The organism is Paenibacillus sp. LS1, assembly GCF_026013365.1.
Classification (GTDB): domain Bacteria; phylum Bacillota; class Bacilli; order Paenibacillales; family Paenibacillaceae; genus Paenibacillus.
On sequence record NZ_JAPDOE010000018.1, the window covers coordinates 1 to 21,023 of the forward strand.

Below are 21,023 nucleotides of genomic sequence, written 5' to 3' on the forward strand. Positions count from 1 at the left end.
TGGTGGTGGTTTTTATTTGTTTATAAGGATTAAATATAATGAGCAGAAGCTCTAACATGATCGTTATTGGAAGGTAACATTTTTGTTACGGATAACAGCGGCAAAACCAGTATAATAGGACTATGTTAAATATGCTAAAAGTACCTGACCACAGAGCTGGAATGTGCAGCTGTGAAAAGGAGGGTGTGTGTGTTAAGTTGGCGGAGACTTGGACTACAATCATTTCTGTTGCTTTGTCTGGCTGTTGTTATGGCAGGATGCGGTGAAGCTTCAGGAGCTGTATGGACTTCATATGAAGGTGCGGTTAACGAGAAGAGTTTTCCGGTACCTAAAGTAGCGAATAAATCTGACCAGTCCGAAAACAATTCGGATATGGATTATGTACGATATACGCTGTCTGGTATTAGTGAAAGTACTAGCTTGCCTGAGGTATATCTAGACGAGATTAAAAGCTGGGGTTGGACAGAGAGGCAAGCCAAGGGTACATCCAATGAATCCAGTACCTTGCGTGTATTTGCAAAGGAAGGACATACTGTGCATTTAGCAGTACATGATGGTTCCTTTACACTAATGGTTCCTAGAAATGATGCTACTCAAACGACAGTTAAATCATTGGCTGAAGATGATTGAGCTGTTGCGGTAAGGCTGAATATGAATAATTAACGCTGTGATGTTCCTTATATAGTAAAGCTCCCGTGTAATTGATCGGGGGCTTTTTTGTTATTTTGCGAAGTAGGCTTTAGTAGTGATAGGAGAAACGCTCGCTCGCGTAAAGCACAGTAGAGGGTATAAGAGGTACAAAGGGAATAGAGCGAATGGAGTAGACCTTCTCGTACACGGATAGACGGTATGTGTGCTTGAGCTATGGGGGATTGCCGAGCTACTGGTGGAAACAGCTTAACGAGAGAAAGGGGGATAGAGAATGAGACTGAGTCAGAGATCGCTTAAAGGCGTAAGAACTAGGAGATAAATGGGATTGTAAGATATGGAGCAACAGGTGAAAAGAAGGAGAAGAATGGAGACTGGCGTGGGGATAACTCATTTAACTATACCCATGCTGTGGATAATGGATGAGAAGGGAACAACAAATAAAGGTTATCCACAGTGGATAACCTTTATTTGAGCAAGTGATGCTGAGTCAGCTGAACGATACGACAATCCTGTTTTGTATCAGAATATCCAAAGAACTCAGCCATTATGTATTACTGGTAAATGAGGTACATGTTCTATTGAATGAATGAAGGGCAATTATTGCAGATAGTATGAGACATCTTGTTCATTCAATTTGATGAGTCCATCTTTGCGCTCGCGGGAGAGGACCATTACAACATATAAGCGAGGGCCCAACAACCACAGATGCCAGAAGATCAGCGAGAGGGTGAAGGACAATGGCGACCATATCAAACATACTGTAATGATACATAGCCCAATCCAGCTCATGTTTAGGTGTACCCGGACAAACATACGGAAGCTGAAATGCTGATCAGGGATATAGCCTAACCAGGGCATACGCAGATTCCAGCGCCAGCGTTTGGCATAAGAGGTACGGACCAGAAGTAATATGGTTCTTGCGATGACATAATGAATCCAGATGGTAATTGGGCCTGCCAGCACAAAAAAGAAAAGGCCAGTCCAGGAGAATGCGAGTAGATTGAATATGAGCATGATGACCGGCAGACACAGATAGCTGTAGATGACACTGCGGGCGATAGCCTTTTTTTTCAGAAGCCGGTATTGATAAAATGTTGCCTTATTCTCCGGTTCGGCGATCATACGATTATATATCCTCCTTCGGATTCACGTTTGTGTGAGGTAGGTATTCGTTTTTTTACACGTGTAAAAGGGAATGAATCATGTATGTATATATGAACCTTGTATCTCACGCCATGACGATTGTACAAGATATTGAGATTCAACGGAGCTTATCTCAGTATACTCCCGAATGCACGGACTGTCAGGCTTTGATATCGTTATCATGTATTATATATCGGCTGAGAATCCAAGTTTTTTTAAGGAAATTGAATATAAGTTTGAGGCAGACCAAGGGATACGTGATTTAGAGGGAAGTGCGATGGAGTGCAGGATAACGGTGTAGACATAAGCAGGTGAATGTTCTTGTAGGAAAATGAATGTATTTTTCGGTACAGACACCCACGAGGGGGTGGGCGAATATATATATTTTATAGAAAGAAAGCACTATGAAAATGTTTAAAATAATAGAAACTGTGCAATACTGATAGTAAACGTAAAACAAGGTGGGATGGTTCATGGAAGAACATGCCGAACACACATGTATTATCTGCGAGCAAAGAAAAAGAGAAGGCATTTTTATTGTATCTGAATTCATATGTGACACTTGTGAAGCAGAAATGGTTCATACCGATGCGCAGGATGCCAAGTACAATTATTTTATCAATCAGATGAAACAGATTTGGGTACAAAAGAACGCATAATCAATGTTGCTATAGAAGTAGAAGCTAAGCATCGCATTGCAATGATGCTGATGTGTATAGAGGCCCAATGGGCCTTTTTCTGTTTTTAAGAGGAGAGATTGTCTTGTCTGCCATCTTAGGAAGGCGTATGCTGATATAATGATATAGGAAATTTGCAGTAACGTGTGTGAAGATGGGGAAGAAGGGCGTTGCTTAGATTAGGATGCATTTTGGAACGCATCGGGCGCACATAATATATGTACAGGATGGTTATTTCATGGATCACAAAAATAAAGCAAGTAGAGCCCCTTTATATGAAGCGTTGCTTGCGTATCGTGATTCGAAGCAGCGTTCTTTTCATGTGCCTGGGCATAAGAATGGACAAGCTTACCGACAGTTGGTGGAAGAAGCAGAAACGGGACAACCTCCTATTAAGGATATCGTTAATGAGGAATACCAGCAAAACGGAGAGACTCAGAGGGATGTAGGAAAGAATGCTAACCATAGGGTAGAGCGTTTCAGTTCGGTGGATGAACATGGGACTGATCTGGAGAGTGGGGAACGTTCTGGCGATGAAGGGGCTTGTTCGGAAATAGAACTGGTACCAGTGCGTTCATTTCTGGAGATGATGGAGATCGATGTTACGGAGATTACGGGCACCGACGATTTGCATCATCCAGAAGGTGTGATCCAGGAAGCGCAGGAGCTTGCGGCAGATTGTTTTGGTGCTGAGGAGAGTTTCTTTCTTGTGGGAGGTAGTACAGCAGGTAATCTGTCCTTACTGCTCACCGTGTGTGATGAGCCAAACAGTATTGTACTGGTGCAAAGGAATGTGCACAAATCCGTTATTCACGGGTTAATGCTGGCTGGCGCAAGAGCTGTATTTCTGGAGCCGTGGGTTGATCCTGCGTCTGGACTTGCGGTCATGCCGTCGGTGGAGACGGTTCAGGATGCTGTCCAGTCTTATCCTGAGGCAAAGGGCGTATTGGTCACTTTGCCCAATTATTACGGCATGGGCGCTGATCTGACGCCCATAGCCGAGGTATGCCACGCCGCTGGCATGCCATTGCTCGTGGATGAAGCGCATGGCGCGCATTATGGGCAGCATCCGGAGCTGCCTGTCTCTGCACTGTCATGCGGAGCAGACGGTGTCGTGCAGTCGACACATAAGATGCTGACGGCCTTCACCATGGGTGCCATGCTGCACATTCAGGGACCACGGTTAAATCGGTCCCTGTTAAGGCAGCGCCTGGCCATGGTGCAAAGCTCAAGCCCATCATACCCGGTGATGGCTTCGCTTGATCTGGCGCGCCGCCTGCTGCATGTGCAGGGCGCGAACACATTCACGGCGGGGCTCGCCGCCGTGAATGCCTTTAAGCGCGGCCTTGCGGAGCTGCCGCGCTTCCAGTTGCTGCAGCCTGCACAGCCGCTGCAGCAAGAACCGCCAGCCGGAACAGCGAAGCCGGCTGGCCTTCCCGTGTCCGCTGCGCAGCAGACACGGGAAGGCCTGACCGCGGCGGCAATGCCAGCTGCCGCGGGGTATACCGCTCAGGACCCATTCAAGGCCGTCATCTATGACGGCACAGGGGTGCTGAGCGGTTATGGGCTACAGCAGCAGCTGGAAGCATGCGGCTGTGTGCCTGAGATGAGCGACGAACGGTACGTCGTCTTGCTCTTCAGCCTGGGCTCAACGGTGCAAGATGCTCAGCACCTGTTGCAGGCTTTACACCACATCGGCTCTGCCAATGGGCATGAGCAGGTCCAATCCAATGAAGAGCCGTCACATCAGCTTGCGAAAGGTTCTGCACATTATATTTCCACGTGGAACAATTTACAAGAAAACACTCGCTTCTCGGAACCGATCTCCTTTACAATACAACCGATTGTGGAGACGGATGCGATCAATGTGCCGATAGAAGAAAGTGCGGGCTGTCGATCAGCTGAGATGGTTGTTCCATACCCTCCAGGGATTCCGCTTGTATATCCGGGGGAACGCCTAAGTCCATCGATGGTGGCACGTATACAACTCCTGCGGGATGAGGGTGCAAAGTTTCATGGGGTATCAGATGCATCTCTACAGGTATTGAAGGTCATGAAAGATTGAAGAGAACATGAAATATCTGAATGTATTCACCCGTAGGTAGTCTATATGACCAATACGGATAGCGATACCCGACCCTACACATGTGAGGGTCTCTTGGTCATTAATCTACTTGCTAGGATGGTGTCTTCAAACTCAGGCATGCAATACGTTGAAGGATGTCAGTGTCCAACATCTTGAAGTCCAGGCTGCTGATCCTGGCGAATTGTCCAGACGATTTTCTAAGGAACCGAGGACGTCTTATTGAGTCTTCGAGTCCTCCTTTTATTTTGTAAGGAACCTGAGACACGTTGTTTACCAGATTCACCTAACAAACACGCTGTAAACGGCTGGTTATTCCAATATAGCGTGTTACAGATTCCTTAGATTGTTGCGGGCGCTTCAAATCGCTGAATAAGACGTCACAGGTTCGTTAGCGCTCCCGTTCCATGCTCTGCTCCAGACACGTTTAGTTACGTTCCGGCTTTCGGCAGGTTTGAAGACACGCTCTGGTTCAACTTACAAAGATAGACATAAGAAAGAAGGGGCCACTTTGGGTATTCCGCTAAAAAAATATACAGGAATAGTCCTGCAAGTTTTGTTGATGTACGGTTTTTATTGGATTGGAAACTTGATTCAAGCTCTATTACATTTGCCGTTAACAGGTAGTATTGTGGGCATGCTGGTATTGTTTATCGCCATTCAACTGGGATGGATCAAAATGAGCTGGGGAGAAGAAGGGTCAACGTGGCTTCAGTCGCATTTGCAATTATTATTCATCCCGCCTACTGTGGGCATTATTAATCATTTTGATTTTTTTAGAGCGAACACCTTGTTATTGGTTCTGGGTTTGATCATTAGCACATTAATCACATGTCTGATATCTGCCAAATTAAGCGAGTGGCTCATGACATGGAGATCGTCTCATGCAGGTAAAAAGGAGGCGATCCCTTGTCAGCATTCATCCTCGGAATTGGAATGATTGCGCTAACCATCGCTGTATATATTCCAGCCACTCGTCTATATAAAAGGCTGAAATGGCCGATCCTTATGCCTGTACTCACAACGACTGCCATCCTGATTCTGATCTTGGTGCTTTCCGGTATAAAGCTGGATACGTACATGCTAGGTGGAAAATGGATACAGGAGCTTTTGGGCCCAGCAGTCGTATCGCTCGCTTTTCCCTTGTCCAGACATCTGCATGTGCTGAAGCAAAATATCATTCCAATTGTGGGTGGAACGATCGGAGGCAGTATTACAGGTATAGCCACAGGGGCTTTAATCGCCATTCTGCTTGGGTATCCTAAAGAGATGGTCATCGCTTTATTACCAAAATCCGTGACAACTCCTGTGGCTATTCAACTTGCAGATCAGGTTGGAGGCAATGCCTCGTTTACATCGCTGTTTGTAATGATTGCAGGTTTCTCAGGGATATTACTAGGGCCGATGCTCTTGAAATGGGCCAAGGTTCGCAGTAAACATGCCTATGGAATTGGACTGGGTTCAGCATCTCATGCCCTTGGCATGGCAAGGTCTTTCGAATATGGAGAGAATGCGGTAGCGCTCAGCTCGGTATCCATGATTGTCAGTGCTATTGCCGGATCCATCATGCTTCCATTATGGGTATGGATCATATACGGTTGAACGCTTTACTTTGTTGTTCATGTTGGAGTAACCGCTGACCTATAGTATTATAGAAAGAAACAAGCTTGTATGATCTTGGTGTTATTAATACGTACCGATATAGCTGTAGCTATACACCTCTGGGCGGGGGATATCATATCTTGTAGCAAGAGGGTCTAAGCATATTCAATTACAGCAGCAATAGATGCAATTATCGACATAGAAAGCAGGGAAGCATATGCAGGGCAGAGGTAAATTCATTACGCTGGAAGGGGGAGAGGGTTCCGGTAAAACGACGATGATCGGTAGAGTAGGTTCTTATTTTGAAGAACGGGGTATACCTTACGTAGTTACGCGAGAGCCTGGCGGGATTGAGATTGCGGAGAAAATACGTTCCATTATCCTGGACCCTCTTCATACGGCAATGGATGCTCGAACCGAAGCGCTATTGTATGCAGCCGCACGTAGTCAGCATCTGGCGGAGAAGGTAGAGCCTGCACTGAAAGCTGGAAAAGCAGTCATCTGTGACCGATTTGTCGATAGCAGTCTGGTCTATCAAGGATACGCTCGTGGACTCGGGATAGAGAATGTATGGGCCATTAATCGCTTTGCAATTGGTGATCTCATGCCGGATGTGACCTTATATCTGGACATCGAGCCCGAAGTGGGGCTTGCCCGTATTGACGCTCATGATGGCCGCGAAGTGAACCGTCTGGATCTGGAAAACCTGGAGTTTCATCGTAAAGTGCGAGAGGGTTACTTCCTATTAAAAGAGCAGTTCCCGGAACGAATCAGGGTTATCGATGCTTCCATGAAGCAGGAGGATGTCTTGGCAGCAATGATTTTGTCGCTGGAGACAGGGATTTTGAAGGATTTTGACGAGTAATTGTCTAATATATAGACAGGGCATTTGATAAAGGTGCTTATTCTAAAGGAGGTTATGCAGGATGAAACTGATTGTTGCGATTATACAGGATAAAGACAGCAACCGATTATCCAGCGCATTGGTCAAAGCAAACTTTCGGGCAACGAAGCTTGCCAGTACGGGTGGATTTTTGAAGGCAGGCAACACGACGTTTATGATCGGTGTCGATGATGGTCAAGTCGAGTCCGTAATGAACGTCATTCGCAGCAGCTGTAAGGTTCGTGAACAGCTCGTGACTCCGGTCACACCGATGAGTGGAACAACCGACTCTTACCTGCCGCTACCTGTTGAAGTTCAAGTAGGTGGAGCGACTGTATTTGTTCTCCCAGTAGATCGCTTCGAACATTTCTAATTAAACCTTTTGCATGGATCCCATGAGGGTCTTTCATTATCGATAGTATGTTGAAAACGATGGATGCAAGAAGATTTATACAAAGTTCGTGCGTGCTGCTGCTGGAACACCTTTCTTGATCAGAAGAATGGGCACACTCTTTCCGAATGAGCATTTCCTGGCTGGGGAATGCTCATTCGGAAAGAGGTTGACTACAAACAAAGAAGACCTTGATGGTGATGTGTATCTACCATTATATATAGAGTGTGATCAGCATCAGCATATATAAAGCCTCATCCTCACGCACAGGCGCAACGCGCACTGTGCTGATGGGCGATTAGCTAACTATGATAGAAAGCGGGCGTATCCATGAAAATCAATCCTGGATTCAGACCGATTCAGAGCGGGATCAGTTCTACTGATTCAGGTTCCAAACCGGTTCAATCCAAAAATTTCTCTGATATGATGAACCACCAGGGTGAACGAGCCTCACAAGCTGAACTGAATCGCCGGTTTAGTGAAATCCAGCTTCAGGGTGATCGCTTGGCACGTTCCATGACGATTCGTGAACTGAAGGCGTATAAGCAACTTGTTAAAAGGTTCCTGGAAGAGACCGTTCGTCGCGGTGTATCCATGAAAGAGACAAGGGGTTGGGATCGTCGTGGTAGAGGCAAGCGGTACAAGCTGATTGATGAAATTGACTCCGCTCTGTTATCCATGGCTGATGAACTGCTGGATACAGAAGAAGGAAAAATCTCTCTATTACAACAAGTAGGCGAAATTCGGGGGATGCTTATTAATTTAAGCTTCTGAGGAGGAAGTATGTCCTTTCAACAGATTATGGGTCAACAAGCGGCCAAGCAAATGTTACAGAGCAGTTTGAGACGTCAGGCCATAAGCCATGCGTATTTGTTTAGCGGGCCATCCGGAAGCGGGCAACGGAAGACGGCAATTACCTTTGCCAAAGCAATTTTCTGTACAGAGCTTGAAGATGACGCGTGCGGGCAGTGTCTTGAATGTCGTAAGGTGGAACATGGTAACCATCCGGATCTAACCATGCTTGCACCAGATGGAAACAACATTAAAATAGATCAAATCCGGGATCTGCAGCGTATCTTTTCATATCGATCTGAGGCAGGCCATCCCAAAGTATATATTATAGAACAAGCCGAGAAAATGACGGTGCAGGCAGCGAACAGTCTGCTGAAGTTTCTGGAGGAACCACAGGTTCCCGCAGTCGGCATCCTGATTACAGATAATGGACAGGCCATGTTGCCTACGATCCGTTCACGCTCCCAATTGGTGCCGTTCAGTGCACTGAATCCGGAGGAGATGTTACAATCTCTGATTGAAGAAGGGCACCCTGCCAATCTGGCTCGCTCTGCCGTCCATTTAGCGTCAGGATTGGAAGCATGTAGAGAAATTCTCCAGCAGAATTGGTTTGCAGAAATTAGAAACGTAATGTTACAATTAGGGAAGGAGTCCCTGGGTAGAGGAAGTACATCATTGATCTCTGCACAGCAGAAGCTTTTTAAAACCGGACTCTCTGAACACCTGGACATGTTACTTAGTTTGTTCCATCTATGGTTTAGGGACATGCTGTATGTTCAGTACGATAGGCATGAACATATCGTTTTTATAGATCAGTTAGACATGCTATCTCAGTTGGCACATACCCGCAGCACAGAGCAGTGGGTCTCCTATATGGATATGGCCGCGGCATGCAGAAAAAAATTGCGTTTCAACGTCAATGGCCAGCTTTGTCTGGAGCAATTTTTGATCGGTTTGGCATAAGACTGGGAGAAGGCAGCGTTAGCTCCAATCATATGCAAACGGTTATAACTTCGGCCGGGTTCCCTAAGAAGACAGGGCTTCAGACGAAGTGGGGTTGGCTTACAAGGGGGTTAATTTTTTGTACAGTGTAGTGGGTGTCCGTTTCAAAAAAGCGGGCAAAATTTATTACTTCGATCCCCTGGACCTTCCCATTGAGAAAGAAAACTGCGTTATCGTGGAGACAGCGCGGGGGGTTGAGTACGGTAAGGTTGTCGTAGGTAAGAAGGAAGTGGGCGAGTCCGATGTGGTGTTGCCGCTGAAGAAAGTCATCCGCGTTGCGGGCGAGACAGATGCCCGTGTGGTTGATGAGAACAAGCGTGCAGCCAAAGAAGCATTCGGTACTTGTTTAAATAAAATCAAAGACCATGGCCTCAAAATGAAGCTGGTTGATGTGGAATTTACGTTTGATCGCAATAAAATTATATTTTATTTTACAGCTGAAGGAAGAGTTGATTTCCGGGAGCTGGTCAAGGATCTGGCAAGTATTTTCCGGACACGAATCGAGCTGAGACAGATTGGTGTACGTGATGAAGCGAAGATGCTTGGCGGAATCGGACCTTGCGGCCGTGTGTTGTGTTGTTCTTCCTGGCTGGGAGACTTTGAGCCGGTATCAATCAAGATGGCTAAAGATCAGAGCCTGTCACTGAATCCGACGAAAATTTCAGGGTTGTGCGGAAGACTCATGTGCTGTCTGAAATTTGAGCATGATAACTATGAAAGTGTGAGAGAAGAACTTCCGGCTGTAGGCAAATTGGTCGTCACCTCATTGGGTGAAGGAAAAGTTGTCGGAATTAATGCCGGTAGCCGCACAGTCCATGTTCAACTGTTCGACATCAGTAAAGTCAAAGAACTTCCGCTGGATGACGTCGTTATCAAGTAAACCATAAAGGTTGCTTCGGGGTGGAAACTTGGAAAAGAAAAATCTGTTTACGCACATTCATGAAATGGAAACCCAATTGGGTCAGTTGCACGGTGATTTAGGAGAGTTAAAAATGATTGTGAAGGAGCTGCTTGAGGATAATCAGCGGCTTACCATCGAGAATGAGCAGTTACGCAAGCTGCTCAAGCGTGAAGCTCCGGCAGATCTGCCGATCTCCTCAGCACTCGCTCCTGTAGCAAGACCAGCAGGTCCGGCTACAGGTGAAGATGTTGTGGGTGAAGGTTATGATAACCTGGCCCGGTTGTATCACGAAGGCTTCCATATCTGCAACGTCTATTATGGACATCTGCGGACGGAAGGCGATTGTCTGTTCTGCCTGTCTTTTTTGAATAAATGAAGTGACCGTAGGGATCCCCTACGGTTTTTTTTCAAGGTTACAAACCTAAACTTAACGAACATGAGATATAGAGTACCGGAGGATGAGCGTAACATATGAAAGCAAATGAAGTAGTGTTACATGAGTCAGAGCGGATTGATGATCTGCTCTCTCATGATCTGAGAATCATTCAAAGTGATGAAGTATTCAGTTTTTCGATGGATGCGGTATTGTTGGCTCGGTTTGCTTCCGTACCTAAACGGGGACGTGTGCTTGATTTGTGTACGGGTAACGGGGTGGTTCCCATTCTACTTACAACGCGTACGCAGGCTAGTCTGGAAGGAATTGAGATTCAGCCACGTTTGGCTGATATGGCGCGTCGCAGTGTGCAATTAAATGAACTGGATGAGTCGATTATGATTCGTGAAGGTGATTTGCGAGAACTGGTGAAAGAAACGGGTCACGCTGTCTATGATGCAATAACGGTTAATCCCCCATACATGCCTCTGAATGGAAGTGATCTCAAGATGAACACACATCAGGCTATGGCACGTCATGAGATCGGATGTACCCTGGAAGAAGTGATTCAGGCTTGCAGTCGACTTGTACGTAATGGCGGCAAAGTATCGATGGTTCATCGTCCACAGCGTCTTGCAGAGATTATCTCGCTCATGCGCGAATATAAGCTGGAGCCCAAACGGATTCGGATGGTACATCCCCGTGCTCATCTGGAAGCCAACATGGTATTAATTGAAGGCATGAAAGATGGTAAACCCGAAGTAAGGATGCTTCCTCCACTCATTGTCTACAATGAAGAGGGGAAATACTGCGAAGAGATTATGGATATTTACTATGGTCAGCAACATGCTGAGCGCACAACGAAGGGAGGACTTTAGATGACTTTGCATATTCAGAAAAGCTATGTAGACCAGCCTGAAGGCTCGGGCAAGCTGTATCTGGTTGGAACACCCATTGGTAATCTGGAGGACATGACCTTCCGGGCCATCAAGACTTTGCAGAGCTGTGACATCATCGCAGCAGAGGATACACGCCAGACCCGAAAGCTGCTTACCCATTTTGAAATTACACCGTCGATGTTGTTTAGTTATCACGAGCATAATAAGGGAGCAAGTGGCCCTGAACTGATACGCTATATAATAGAAGGAAAAAATCTGGCACTCGTCAGTGATGCCGGTCTGCCAGCCATTTCAGACCCTGGTTCCGACCTTGTACAGCTTGCGCTGGAAGCCGGAGTAACGGTCATTCCCATCCCTGGACCCAATGCTGCGTTGTCTGCTCTGATCGTGTCCGGATTACCGACGGAGCGTTTTACATTCGGCGGTTTTTTGCCGCGGGAGAAAAAGGACATGCGAAAAGTGCTGGAGGCTTTTGACGAATCCAACGGGACTTTGTTATTTTATGAATCACCTCACCGTATTCGAAAAACATTAGTCCATCTCGAAGAAATTCTGGGTGATCGCTCGATTGTCCTGGCTCGTGAACTAACCAAGCGTCATGAGGAATTCGCAAGGGGCAGTGTAAAGGAATGCATAGACTGGCTTGAAGAGCATCCACCTCTTGGTGAGTACTGTTTGCTGGTAGAAGGCATTAGGGAAGAGGAGCGTAAGGCTGAGCGCGAAGCATGGTGGCAGCTCATGTCGCTTGCGGATCATGTCAGTCATTATGAGGGTGAAGGACATAACCGCAAAGATGCGATGAAAAAAACGGCAACCGATCGTGGTCTGACGAAGCGGGATGTATATAATGCGTTAATCGAGTAGCTGATTTAACCGAATATCTTCTGTCATGGGGAACATAACCTGAAAAGAACCTTATTCCCAACCTTAGTGGAATCTTAAGAAAGCAGAGCGGTTCAAAAGATCCAAATAAAATTCACCGCTCTCTCTCGGCTCGCGTGTGACAGCCCCATTTTGGGTAATGCAACCCATAACAGGGCAAAAAAAATACCTTCCACGGTGGGGTTCACACCGGGAAGGCCATTAAGGAATATTAAAAAGGTTAGAAATAACAATTTAGATAAGTCCAGTATACCTGGTTTTTCTTATTTTGTCACAGGTGCAGGGATTTCGGAAATACATTCGTTACAAACAATTTTACCTTTGAAGTAAGTAACGTTCTCTGCATTACCACAGAAGATACAAGCAGGCTCGTATTTTTTCAACATGATGCGCTCGCCGTCAACATAGATTTCCAGAGCATCTTTTTCACCAATACCGAGCGTACGGCGCAATTCAATTGGAATAACTACCCGTCCCAGTTCGTCCACTTTTCTTACAATACCTGTTGATTTCATCATTATAATCAGTGCTCCTCTCAGCTAACTATCATTGTCATTATTCGACATTATTTTATGTTTTATGATACTCATCATACCAACGATTCCCAAAACAGTCAACCTTAAAATTAGCTTAAAATTAAGGCTGTTTTTCACAAGGTTACTGGTGGTAAGGGATTGAAAGCTGTTTTTCGTATTTAAACATCAATGTCAGCTTTGTCGATTTGGAAAACGACAAAACTACGTTATTCGACAAAGTTCGTCATGTTGTGTCGAATCTTTGATGAATTGTAGAGATCAAAGCGTTAATATAAAGAGAAATTAAAGGAGTGAGTCGACATGGAACAACGTTTAACGGAAGAGAAAGTGTTTAAAGATCCGGTACATAATTACATTCACGTGCAAGATCCAGTTATATGGGAGTTAATCAACACCCCCGAATTTCAGCGTTTACGCCGGATTCGGCAGTTGGGGACTTCTTATCTTACCTTTCATGGAGCAGAGCATAGTCGATTCTCACACTCACTGGGTGTTTATGAGATTACGCGCAAGATCATCTCTCAATTTGAAAGAAGTCATTATTCGGATTGGCCGAAGGAAGAAAAGATTGTAGCTCTGTGCGCAGCTTTACTTCATGATCTTGGGCATGGGCCATTCTCTCACTCCATAGAAGAAGCTTTTGACATGAATCACGAAGATTGGACTTGTCGCATCATTACAGGTGATACCGAAGTAGGGGCGATCTTAAGACGGTATGCTCCTGATTTTCCTGAGAAAGTGGCTTCTGTGATTCAAAAAACGTATGAGCAGCCGATTGTGGTCAATCTGGTGACCAGCCCTCTTGATGCGGACCGAATGGATTATTTGCTCAGGGATGCTTATTTTACAGGAGTAAATTACGGAACAATCGACCTTGATCGTATCCTTCGTATGCTGCGCCCTTATCATGGACGAATTGTAGTCAAAGATTCAGGTATGCATGCTGTGGAGGATTACTTAATGTCTCGATATCAGATGTATTGGCAGATTTACTTCCATCCGGTAACCCGCAGTTCCGAAATTATATTGCGGCAAATATTCAAGCGAGCGAAAACACTTATACAGGATGGTTTTCAATTCCGCTTCATGATCGATCCACTACCTCAATTATTTGAAGGAGAACTATCGGTAGAGGAATATCTGCAGTTGGATGAAGCTTTAATACAGACGGCATTTACGCAGTGGCGCAAGGAGGACGATGCTGTTCTGAGTGAGTTATGCGAACGTTTTATGGATCGCAAGTTATATAAGTATGTAGAGCTTGAACAGACCGACTTGACAATGATGGAAGAGATTCGGGAAGCATTTGTTCAGGCTGGTCTCAATCCCGAATATGATCTTGAAATTGATTTTCCATCGGATAATCCGTATGATGTGTTTCGTCCGGATGAATCCACGGATAAGCAGATTCTTCTGCTCGATCGACAGGACAAGTTACATGAGTTGTCAGAAGTATCCGACATTGTCCGTTCCATCAGTGGGATGCATCGGGGAAAACATCATTTGTATTACCCGCAAAACAAGGTGGATGCGATTATTCACGAATTACCGTCCCATATACGCCCCTATTTCTTGTAATGATGAAGGTAACACTTGGTGAAGAATTTCGAGTTCAAAAGACTTTCTAAAAGAGCTATTTTTCATGATACAGTAATCTGCTTTAATGGGGAGTATATGTAGATCGACATAATTTTGTAAAAGATAATAGATGCAGTCATCATAAGTAGCAATATATAGATCTAAATATCCGTGTATATTCTATATATTGTAGTTTGTGAAGAAAAGAGTGTAAGAATGGAAATCCAAGTATTTTTATAAAATTTTCTTTATGAATGATTTAAATATTGGATTTTATAAATTAAATTACCAAAAGAAGATAGTCGTTAGTTCGACATGAAGGGAGATACAAACATGATGCTGTTCGACACACACACACATCTGGATGCACCACAATTCGACGAGGACCGCGAGGACATGATTCAACGTGCCGTGGACGCGGGGGTTGGTCGCATGATCAACATTGGTTTTAACCGAGAGACGATTCCAACCACAATGAAACTGGCCGAAACATATGACTTTATATATGCAGCAGTAGGGTGGCATCCGGTAGACGCGATCACGATGCAGGAGGGCGATCTGGAGTGGATTGCATCATTATGCAAGCATGAAAAAGTGGTTGCGATCGGTGAGATTGGATTGGATTATCACTGGGATACTTCACCGAAGGAAGTGCAACATCGCGTATTACGACAACAAATTGCTTTGGCGCGTGAAGTGAATATGCCGATTGTCATCCACAATCGGGATGCGCACGAAGATATTATAAGAATTTTGCGTGAAGAGAAGGCGGGCGAGGTTGGTGGTGTGATGCACTCATTCTCTGGCAGCTGGGAAACAGCAAAAAGTTGTCTCGATATGGGCTTCCATCTGTCCTTCGGTGGTCCAATCACATTCAAAAATGCCAAGCAGCCAAAAGAGGTCCTGGAGAAGGTTCCTATGGACCGGTTTTTCATTGAAACAGATGCGCCATATCTGACACCTCATCCGTACCGTGGAAAACGAAATGAGACAGCGCATGTACGTCTGGTTGCAGAGGCAGCTGCGGAAATTAAAGGCATTTCGGTAGAGGAAATTGCTGCAATAACAACCAAAAATGCCATGGAACGATTTGGCATTCGTTAAAAAAACGAGTAAATCAGGTGAAATAGAGAGTTAAGCGGAGTTAATTTGCTCTTTGATCCAAATAAATCAAGAATATTACAATATTTTAACCAAATATTCAGAAAAACGTACTTGATCAATGCTTTACAACATGCATCAAAACAGGATATCATCTTTTCAGTGAATTGTTGTGCGGAAAATTGGACAGATGTTCGGGGGATGAACAAAGGGACACTTTCCGAGGAAACAACATTACTTTCATGAATCAGTCTCGCTGAGTCTCCGTTAACGGAGAGCGGGGGAACCAATAGGGCTTAAACATCGGTGTATTTGGCCGATGCGCATCGTTCGCTGACCCAAAAGCAGCGAAAAGATCTGCGAAGCCGTATTTGATTTCTTCTTTGGGTCTCGGGGTGAATTCAAGGGCGTCCGCCATGAGCGGGTGACCCAAGATAGGGCGGCTCTCTTTCGCCCGAACCCGACAGCTAACCTCGCAAGCGGAAAAAGAGAGGCAACCTCGTGCATGAATTTCCGATATTCAAAATCATTCGGAAGCCACGAAAGAGTTCCTCTTACACTCTTTCTTTGGCTTTTTTGTTTTTGAATAAAAGAAATGTTGTCATCATACGGTAGGTATTCAGGAGGATGACATCATGTTGCGAAGATTGATTCATGGTGCAGAACCGGTCATTTGGTCCGATCTGTGTTCTGTAGAAAATTTGGTATAGTCACGTCAAAGACATCATGCATTACTTTAGACGACGAGGCTATGAAGGAGGACGGAGAAGTGGGCACATTCCAACCAGAAGAGACCCATGAGTCACGATCATCCAGTAAGTCTTTCGCGTTGCGGTGGAAGCATGAGAACATGCGTCAAATGGCATTGATCGCGATTTTCTCAATTGCGCTTACAATCATGATCTTGTTAGTCGTTTACGGTCAGGCCGGGAAACAAATTTCACTGGTTATTGATGGCAAAGCTCAGGTGGTAGAGACTCGTACAGGAATGCTTCAGGAAATGCTGGAGGAGCAGTCAATCACAGTCAGCCCTCACGATAAGGTATCCATGTCCATGAACGGGGCGATTACAGATGGAGACCGAATCGTTATTGAGCGGGCCGTTCCAGTTAACATTACGGCAGACGGAGACACCAAGACTCTGTATACAACCGATTCATCGGTACAAGAGGCAATTCAAAAATCAGGTATTCAAGTTGCAAGTAATGACAAAGTGTATCCGGCGCTTGGAACTACAGTCAAAGCGGATATGAAAATCCGTGTAGTGCGGGTAACAAAGCGTACAGTGGATGTAGAACAACCGATCGCTTATAAAGTGATCAAAACGGCTGACCCTAGCTTGTACAAAGGGGATAACCGTGTCGTTGTAAGCGGCAAAGAAGGCACACTCGTACAGCATATCGAAAAGGTATTTCAGGATGGAGAATTGGTCTCCAAAAAAATGGTCGGCAAATCTGTCGCGAATAATCGTGTAGATAAAGTGATTGCTGTCGGTACCAAAGCAAAACCGGTCGTAAAAGAGCCTGAGATTCAAACCGTATCGGCTCAGACTTCAACTTCAACAACGAAACAGGCAACAACAACGAACTCGAAGAAAACCTCTGCCTCGGGCAGCAAAGTGATTACCGTATCCGGGACTTCTTTTAAATACTCCAAAGTACTTAAGAATGTATCCATGACTGCCTACTCTTCCGAAGAGCCTGGCATTGGCACTAAAACAGCTTCTGGTACTCGTGTAACGGAAGGGCGCACCATCGCGGTTGATCCCAAAGTCATTCCAATTGGCTGGTGGGTATATATCGAAGGTCTGGGCTTCCGTCGGGCGGAAGATACAGGCGGTGCCATTAAAGGCAACAAAATTGATGTATATTATGACAGTGTGAAGCATGCCCTGAATTTTGGACGCAAGAAAGGCAAGACGGTCTACGTGATCGGTCCGGTGAAGCCAGAAGCGAACTAAAATCGTTTTACTTTGAAATGGGAATGCTATAAAATAGTTGCATGAATGATTCATGCGGAATATGCGGCGGAGGGGTCTGAATTCAGTCTCCCCCGCCGTTTGGCAGAGAAGAGGATATTCCTCTTCTTTTTGCGTTAGAAAGGAAGAAATGGAACATGATAAAAGAAGTCATTGTGGTGGAAGGCCGTGACGATACGGTAGCCATCCGTCGGGCCGTGGAAGCCGATACGATAGAAACGGGTGGATCAGCCATCAACCAACGCATTCTGAAGCGAATAGCGCTTGCTCAGGAGAGACGGGGAGTCATCGTATTGACAGATCCGGATCATGCCGGCGAACGCATTCGTAAAATTATTGCGAATAAAGTCCCTGGCTGCAAGCATGCCTTCATTCCAGAAGCAGATGCGACGCGCAAAGGGGACATTGGGGTGGAGAATGCCTCACCGGAGGCGATTCGGCACGCGCTGGAACGCGTACATACTTCATACGAAGGTGCTCCGAGTCTGATCGATTGGGAGGACCTGATCGTGGCAGGGCTTATCGTGCATCCTCAGGCTGCTGCACGTCGCATGGAGATGGGCAATCTGCTGGGCATTGGATATTGTAATGGTAAGCAGTTCCACAAACGTCTCAGTGTATTTCAGATTACACGGGAAGAGTTCTCTACAGCATTAGCGCAAATTGAACGTGAAGGATTGTGAGCATATGAAGGACATGGAAGAGACGATAGAAATTGCAACGCCCAAGAGAACCAAAGAGATTATTCAAAGACACGGATTTTCATTCAAGAAAAGTCTAGGTCAGAACTTTCTGATCGATCAAAATATACTGAACAAAATCGTTAATGCAGCCGATTTAGACGAGTCCAAGGGCGCGTTGGAGATTGGGCCAGGTATTGGGGCTCTTACGGAGCGTTTGGCTCGGGTAGCCGGTCCTGTCACAGCCGTAGAGATTGATCAGCGCTTGATCCCAATCCTGGGGGAAGTGATGCAGCCTTATTCAAATGTACGTGTTCATCATGGGGATGTGCTGAAGCTTGATCTGGCTGAGTTGTTTAATACGGATTTTGCATCCGTGGACAAAGTTAGTGTCGTGGCTAACCTGCCTTACTATGTAACGACCCCAATCATGATGAAACTGCTGGAAGAGAAGCTGCCGGTAGACAGCATCGTTGTCATGATTCAAAAAGAAGTGGCTGAACGCATGGCTGCTGCACCAGGATCGAAAGATTACGGAAGTCTGAGCATCGCAGTTCAGTACTACAGTATGCCGGAACTTGTGTGTATTGTGCCTCCTACGGTCTTCATTCCGCAACCTAACGTGGAGTCGGCTGTCATTAAGCTGAAGGTGCGTGAGCAACCGCCCGTGGAAATTCCGGATGAAGCACATTACTTCGAAGTGGTACAGGCTTCTTTTGCCCAGCGGAGAAAAACAATCTCGAACAATCTGAAGGCACGCTTCTTCACGAAGGAGAACCGGGAACAGGCAGATATTCTGCTGGAGCAGGCAGGTATTCAACCGTCCCGACGCGGAGAGACGTTAAGTCTGCAGGAGTATGCTACACTTAGCACCGTGATGTGGGAAGCAGGGGTACGCGCCGCGCTGTAAAATTCGAATGAACCAAACCGGGTCTCTGCCCATACGATGGGGTAGAGGTGATTACGTTGATGAATATCGGAGACTTGGTCGTTCGGAAGTCATACGGCGGCGATGTGACTTTTCGGGTGGAAGGCCTCCAGTTGGATGCTGCGGTCATTAAAGGGACTGAGTTCCGGCTGATTGCTGATTCCCCGGTGGACGATTTGATACAGGTTCCCTACGAACCGCAAAGCGCCAAGACCAGACAGGCGCATATTAAAGCACATCAGACCCTGTCCCGCCTGCAGCAGAATCGCATGGAACAGGCTGAGCGGAATCGTGAAGGTCTGGTGCAGGATTGGTCTGCCCAGCAGGAACCGGCTTATTTTGAGATGCCTGGCAAGGTGCTTCATCTGGATGGAGATCCGAATTATTTGAAAAAAAGTATGGATCTCTATGAGCAACTTCGTGTTCCCGCAGAGGGACAATATGTCCATGAATCGGCAATGGCAGATACCTTATACCGTTTATTACCCAAAGTACGTCCCGATATCGTGGTCATTACGGGTCATGATGGGGTACTTAAGACACGCCAGCCTTATGACTTATATAGTCTTGGTAGCTACAAGAACTCGCAAAATTTTGTGGCGGCCATTCAGGTGGCCAGACAATATGAACGTCATCTGGATGCACTCACCATTGTGGCAGGGGCCTGTCAGTCTCATTTCGAGGCATTGCTGCGCGCTGGAGCGAACTTTGCCAGCTCTCCGGGCAGAATTCTCATTCATGCACTTGATCCAGTCTATGTGGCAGCCAAGGCCTCCTTCACATCTGTTAGGGATACCGTCAACATGAACGATGTTCTGCACAATACCATCAGTGGTAGCCAGGGTGTGGGTGGTGTGGAGACACGGGGGAGTTACCGGGTAGGTCTGCCGGGATTAAATGATTTATCTACGCTAAAAGTGAACCCATCGGCAGTCTGATGTAGGCCATTTAAAGTCCCAATTTGGGGCTTTTTTTGTTTTCAAAAAAATTCATTGACAACAACTTTTTGATGCTGATATAATAATTAGTTTTGATTTGACAATGACTGTAAAATCCGGTATAATGGACAAGAAAAGAGGTGGTCGTCGACAATGGCTAAAAACACGCTGTTGGATATCAAACGCAATCTCGACGCACATATAGGTCAGAAAATTATGTTGCGGGCTAATGGTGGCCGCCGTAAGACCATTGAGCGTACGGGTGTATTGGAAGAAACGTACCCTTCTGTTTTTATCGTTAAGCTTGATGAAGAGCAAGAAACCTTCAAGCGAGTATCTTATAGTTATGCGGATATACTTACGGAATCGGTGGAAGTCATGGTCTTTGACCCGGGCAGCCAGACGCATAGCTCCTACATGGAGACGTAAGTATCGTTTTACAGGCGATTCGCCCCACTGGGCGGATCGCTTTTTTGTTTTTTACTAAACCACCAGCCCATCTCCAAAGGTAAACCATACATACGCAGGAATGAGCGAGGAATGGTCGCGGCATACTATTTGGACAGGTGAAGGAACAGTTTCTAAGCAAATGCAGGAGCTGAACTTGGCCTGGTGGCAAAATGTCCAAAACGTGAACGAACTCATCACATCATGAAGGATACTTTGGAGGAGGATGGTTCATGAGTCGGAGAAGAAGAAGTGTCATGTCAGAGGATCTGAAGAATGAGCTGGCGAAAGACCTGGGTTTCTATGATACGGTGCAACAGGAAGGCTGGGGCGGAATTAAAGCCAAGGATGCAGGAAACATGGTAAAACGTGCAATTCAACTTGCTGAACAGGCTGCGCGCAAATCTTAATCCGTTTCAAGCAGACTGAAAAGCGGGGAAATCCGTCAGGAATAACCCCGCTTTTTCCCCTTAGATGCGGAATACAAATGACTTGACAGCCCCATTTTGATATAATATGTTAAGTTGTCTTAGGGAAAAGGTGAGGACGGGTGAACGC

General features: G+C 45.9%; 23 protein-coding genes and 1 riboswitch. Of the genes, 21 read left to right on the top strand and 2 right to left on the bottom strand.

Features of this window, described 5'->3' with window-relative positions:
* Positions 1-189 precede the first annotated feature (189 nt).
* Entirely contained in the window at positions 190-630 is a 441-nt protein-coding gene (locus tag OM416_RS29710; RefSeq protein WP_264935564.1) for a hypothetical protein, read from the top strand.
* A 618-nt stretch (positions 631-1,248) separates the two neighbouring features.
* Here OM416_RS29710 and OM416_RS29715 read toward each other — a convergent pair.
* The gene (locus tag OM416_RS29715; RefSeq protein ID WP_264935566.1) at positions 1,249-1,773 is read right to left on the bottom strand and encodes a hypothetical protein; all 525 of its coding nucleotides are present in this window, start codon (positions 1,771-1,773) and stop codon (positions 1,249-1,251) included.
* Between the two features lie 494 nt (positions 1,774-2,267).
* Between OM416_RS29715 and OM416_RS29720 the strand changes: the two genes are divergently transcribed.
* The 12 genes from OM416_RS29720 (at position 2,268) to rsmI (ending at position 12,261) form a co-directional block, all read left to right on the top strand.
* Positions 2,268-2,453 carry a sigma factor G inhibitor Gin gene (locus tag OM416_RS29720; protein ID WP_062838106.1) on the top strand — a complete coding sequence of 62 codons (186 nt, stop codon included), beginning with the start codon at positions 2,268-2,270 and terminating at the stop codon, positions 2,451-2,453.
* Between the two features lie 256 nt (positions 2,454-2,709).
* Positions 2,710-4,536: an aminotransferase class I/II-fold pyridoxal phosphate-dependent enzyme gene (locus tag OM416_RS29725; RefSeq protein WP_264935569.1), complete on the top strand. Its 1,827-nt coding sequence runs from the start codon at positions 2,710-2,712 to the stop codon at positions 4,534-4,536.
* A gap of 529 nt (positions 4,537-5,065) precedes the next feature.
* Complete coding sequence (locus OM416_RS29730; RefSeq protein ID WP_264935571.1) at positions 5,066-5,494, top strand: CidA/LrgA family protein; 429 nt, start codon at positions 5,066-5,068, stop codon at positions 5,492-5,494.
* The gene (locus tag OM416_RS29735) at positions 5,464-6,156 is read left to right on the top strand and encodes an LrgB family protein (protein ID WP_264935572.1); all 693 of its coding nucleotides are present in this window, start codon (positions 5,464-5,466) and stop codon (positions 6,154-6,156) included. Before OM416_RS29730 ends, OM416_RS29735 begins: the two co-directional genes overlap by 31 nt.
* A 217-nt stretch (positions 6,157-6,373) precedes the next feature.
* Positions 6,374-7,021: a dTMP kinase gene (tmk, locus tag OM416_RS29740; RefSeq protein WP_264935573.1), complete on the top strand. Its 648-nt coding sequence runs from the start codon at positions 6,374-6,376 to the stop codon at positions 7,019-7,021.
* Positions 7,022-7,082: 61 nt separating this feature from the next.
* Positions 7,083-7,412, top strand: a complete 330-nt coding sequence (locus tag OM416_RS29745) for a cyclic-di-AMP receptor (protein ID WP_017691391.1) — start codon at positions 7,083-7,085, stop codon at positions 7,410-7,412.
* 348 nt (positions 7,413-7,760) lie between these two features.
* The gene (locus OM416_RS29750; RefSeq protein WP_017691389.1) at positions 7,761-8,204 is read left to right on the top strand and encodes a YaaR family protein; all 444 of its coding nucleotides are present in this window, start codon (positions 7,761-7,763) and stop codon (positions 8,202-8,204) included.
* 9 nt (positions 8,205-8,213) lie between these two features.
* Complete coding sequence (holB, locus tag OM416_RS29755) at positions 8,214-9,185, top strand: DNA polymerase III subunit delta' (RefSeq protein WP_062838101.1); 972 nt, start codon at positions 8,214-8,216, stop codon at positions 9,183-9,185.
* A gap of 118 nt (positions 9,186-9,303) precedes the next feature.
* Positions 9,304-10,104, top strand: a complete 801-nt coding sequence (locus OM416_RS29760) for a stage 0 sporulation family protein (protein ID WP_053778939.1) — start codon at positions 9,304-9,306, stop codon at positions 10,102-10,104.
* 28 nt (positions 10,105-10,132) lie between these two features.
* A complete protein-coding gene (gene yabA / locus OM416_RS29765) occupies positions 10,133-10,501 on the top strand; it encodes a DNA replication initiation control protein YabA (protein ID WP_017691386.1) in 369 nt (122 codons plus the stop codon).
* Positions 10,502-10,596: 95 nt separating this feature from the next.
* Positions 10,597-11,376, top strand: coding sequence for a tRNA1(Val) (adenine(37)-N6)-methyltransferase (locus tag OM416_RS29770; RefSeq protein WP_264935575.1), 780 nt, complete (start codon positions 10,597-10,599; stop codon positions 11,374-11,376).
* Positions 11,377-12,261: a 16S rRNA (cytidine(1402)-2'-O)-methyltransferase gene (gene rsmI, locus OM416_RS29775; RefSeq protein WP_264935576.1), complete on the top strand. Its 885-nt coding sequence runs from the start codon at positions 11,377-11,379 to the stop codon at positions 12,259-12,261.
* A 281-nt stretch (positions 12,262-12,542) separates the two neighbouring features.
* On the opposite strand, the gene OM416_RS29780 is transcribed toward rsmI, so the two are convergent.
* Entirely contained in the window at positions 12,543-12,797 is a 255-nt protein-coding gene (locus tag OM416_RS29780; RefSeq protein WP_024633700.1) for an AbrB/MazE/SpoVT family DNA-binding domain-containing protein, read from the bottom strand.
* 318 nt (positions 12,798-13,115) lie between these two features.
* On the opposite strand from OM416_RS29780, the gene OM416_RS29785 reads away from it, so the two are divergent.
* The 8 genes from OM416_RS29785 (at position 13,116) to OM416_RS29820 (ending at position 20,875) form a co-directional block, all read left to right on the top strand.
* Positions 13,116-14,393, top strand: a complete 1,278-nt coding sequence (locus OM416_RS29785) for an HD domain-containing protein (protein WP_264935577.1) — start codon at positions 13,116-13,118, stop codon at positions 14,391-14,393.
* A gap of 333 nt (positions 14,394-14,726) precedes the next feature.
* A complete protein-coding gene (locus OM416_RS29790) occupies positions 14,727-15,497 on the top strand; it encodes a TatD family hydrolase (protein WP_175623837.1) in 771 nt (256 codons plus the stop codon).
* A 241-nt stretch (positions 15,498-15,738) separates the two neighbouring features.
* Positions 15,739-15,992, top strand: a riboswitch (cyclic di-AMP (ydaO/yuaA leader).
* A 271-nt stretch (positions 15,993-16,263) separates the two neighbouring features.
* Positions 16,264-17,454 (top strand): 3D domain-containing protein, encoded by a 1,191-nt coding sequence (locus tag OM416_RS29795; RefSeq protein WP_264935578.1) that lies wholly within the window; start codon positions 16,264-16,266, stop codon positions 17,452-17,454.
* A gap of 155 nt (positions 17,455-17,609) precedes the next feature.
* Positions 17,610-18,155 carry a ribonuclease M5 gene (rnmV, locus tag OM416_RS29800; protein ID WP_264935579.1) on the top strand — a complete coding sequence of 182 codons (546 nt, stop codon included), beginning with the start codon at positions 17,610-17,612 and terminating at the stop codon, positions 18,153-18,155.
* A 4-nt stretch (positions 18,156-18,159) separates the two neighbouring features.
* Positions 18,160-19,062, top strand: coding sequence for a 16S rRNA (adenine(1518)-N(6)/adenine(1519)-N(6))-dimethyltransferase RsmA (gene rsmA / locus OM416_RS29805; protein ID WP_272907837.1), 903 nt, complete (start codon positions 18,160-18,162; stop codon positions 19,060-19,062).
* Between the two features lie 59 nt (positions 19,063-19,121).
* The gene (yabG, locus tag OM416_RS29810; protein WP_264935580.1) at positions 19,122-20,018 is read left to right on the top strand and encodes a sporulation peptidase YabG; all 897 of its coding nucleotides are present in this window, start codon (positions 19,122-19,124) and stop codon (positions 20,016-20,018) included.
* A 153-nt stretch (positions 20,019-20,171) separates the two neighbouring features.
* Positions 20,172-20,447, top strand: a complete 276-nt coding sequence (gene veg, locus OM416_RS29815; protein WP_053778931.1) for a biofilm formation stimulator Veg — start codon at positions 20,172-20,174, stop codon at positions 20,445-20,447.
* Between the two features lie 251 nt (positions 20,448-20,698).
* The gene (locus tag OM416_RS29820; protein ID WP_017691375.1) at positions 20,699-20,875 is read left to right on the top strand and encodes a small, acid-soluble spore protein, alpha/beta type; all 177 of its coding nucleotides are present in this window, start codon (positions 20,699-20,701) and stop codon (positions 20,873-20,875) included.
* Positions 20,876-21,023: the final 148 nt, after the last annotated feature.

Excerpts from the sequence above, each read along its gene's own strand:
- OM416_RS29720 (WP_062838106.1), top strand. The coding sequence starts at position 2,268 with ATGGAAGAACATGCCGAACACACATGTATTATCTGCGAGCAAAGAAAA.
- veg (WP_053778931.1), top strand. The coding sequence starts at position 20,172 with ATGGCTAAAAACACGCTGTTGGATATCAAACGCAATCTCGACGCACAT.
- OM416_RS29790 (WP_175623837.1), top strand. The coding sequence starts at position 14,727 with ATGATGCTGTTCGACACACACACACATCTGGATGCACCACAATTCGAC.
- rsmI (WP_264935576.1), top strand. The coding sequence starts at position 11,377 with ATGACTTTGCATATTCAGAAAAGCTATGTAGACCAGCCTGAAGGCTCG.
- OM416_RS29770 (WP_264935575.1), top strand. The coding sequence starts at position 10,597 with ATGAAAGCAAATGAAGTAGTGTTACATGAGTCAGAGCGGATTGATGAT.
- yabG (WP_264935580.1), top strand. The coding sequence starts at position 19,122 with ATGAATATCGGAGACTTGGTCGTTCGGAAGTCATACGGCGGCGATGTG.
- OM416_RS29750 (WP_017691389.1), top strand. The coding sequence starts at position 7,761 with ATGAAAATCAATCCTGGATTCAGACCGATTCAGAGCGGGATCAGTTCT.
- OM416_RS29780 (WP_024633700.1), bottom strand. The coding sequence starts at position 12,797 with ATGATGAAATCAACAGGTATTGTAAGAAAAGTGGACGAACTGGGACGG.
- holB (WP_062838101.1), top strand. The coding sequence starts at position 8,214 with ATGTCCTTTCAACAGATTATGGGTCAACAAGCGGCCAAGCAAATGTTA.
- OM416_RS29715 (WP_264935566.1), bottom strand. The coding sequence starts at position 1,773 with ATGATCGCCGAACCGGAGAATAAGGCAACATTTTATCAATACCGGCTT.
- rnmV (WP_264935579.1), top strand. The coding sequence starts at position 17,610 with ATGATAAAAGAAGTCATTGTGGTGGAAGGCCGTGACGATACGGTAGCC.
- OM416_RS29785 (WP_264935577.1), top strand. The coding sequence starts at position 13,116 with ATGGAACAACGTTTAACGGAAGAGAAAGTGTTTAAAGATCCGGTACAT.
- rsmA (WP_272907837.1), top strand. The coding sequence starts at position 18,160 with ATGAAGGACATGGAAGAGACGATAGAAATTGCAACGCCCAAGAGAACC.
- tmk (WP_264935573.1), top strand. The coding sequence starts at position 6,374 with ATGCAGGGCAGAGGTAAATTCATTACGCTGGAAGGGGGAGAGGGTTCC.
- OM416_RS29745 (WP_017691391.1), top strand. The coding sequence starts at position 7,083 with ATGAAACTGATTGTTGCGATTATACAGGATAAAGACAGCAACCGATTA.
- OM416_RS29725 (WP_264935569.1), top strand. The coding sequence starts at position 2,710 with ATGGATCACAAAAATAAAGCAAGTAGAGCCCCTTTATATGAAGCGTTG.
- OM416_RS29820 (WP_017691375.1), top strand. The coding sequence starts at position 20,699 with ATGAGTCGGAGAAGAAGAAGTGTCATGTCAGAGGATCTGAAGAATGAG.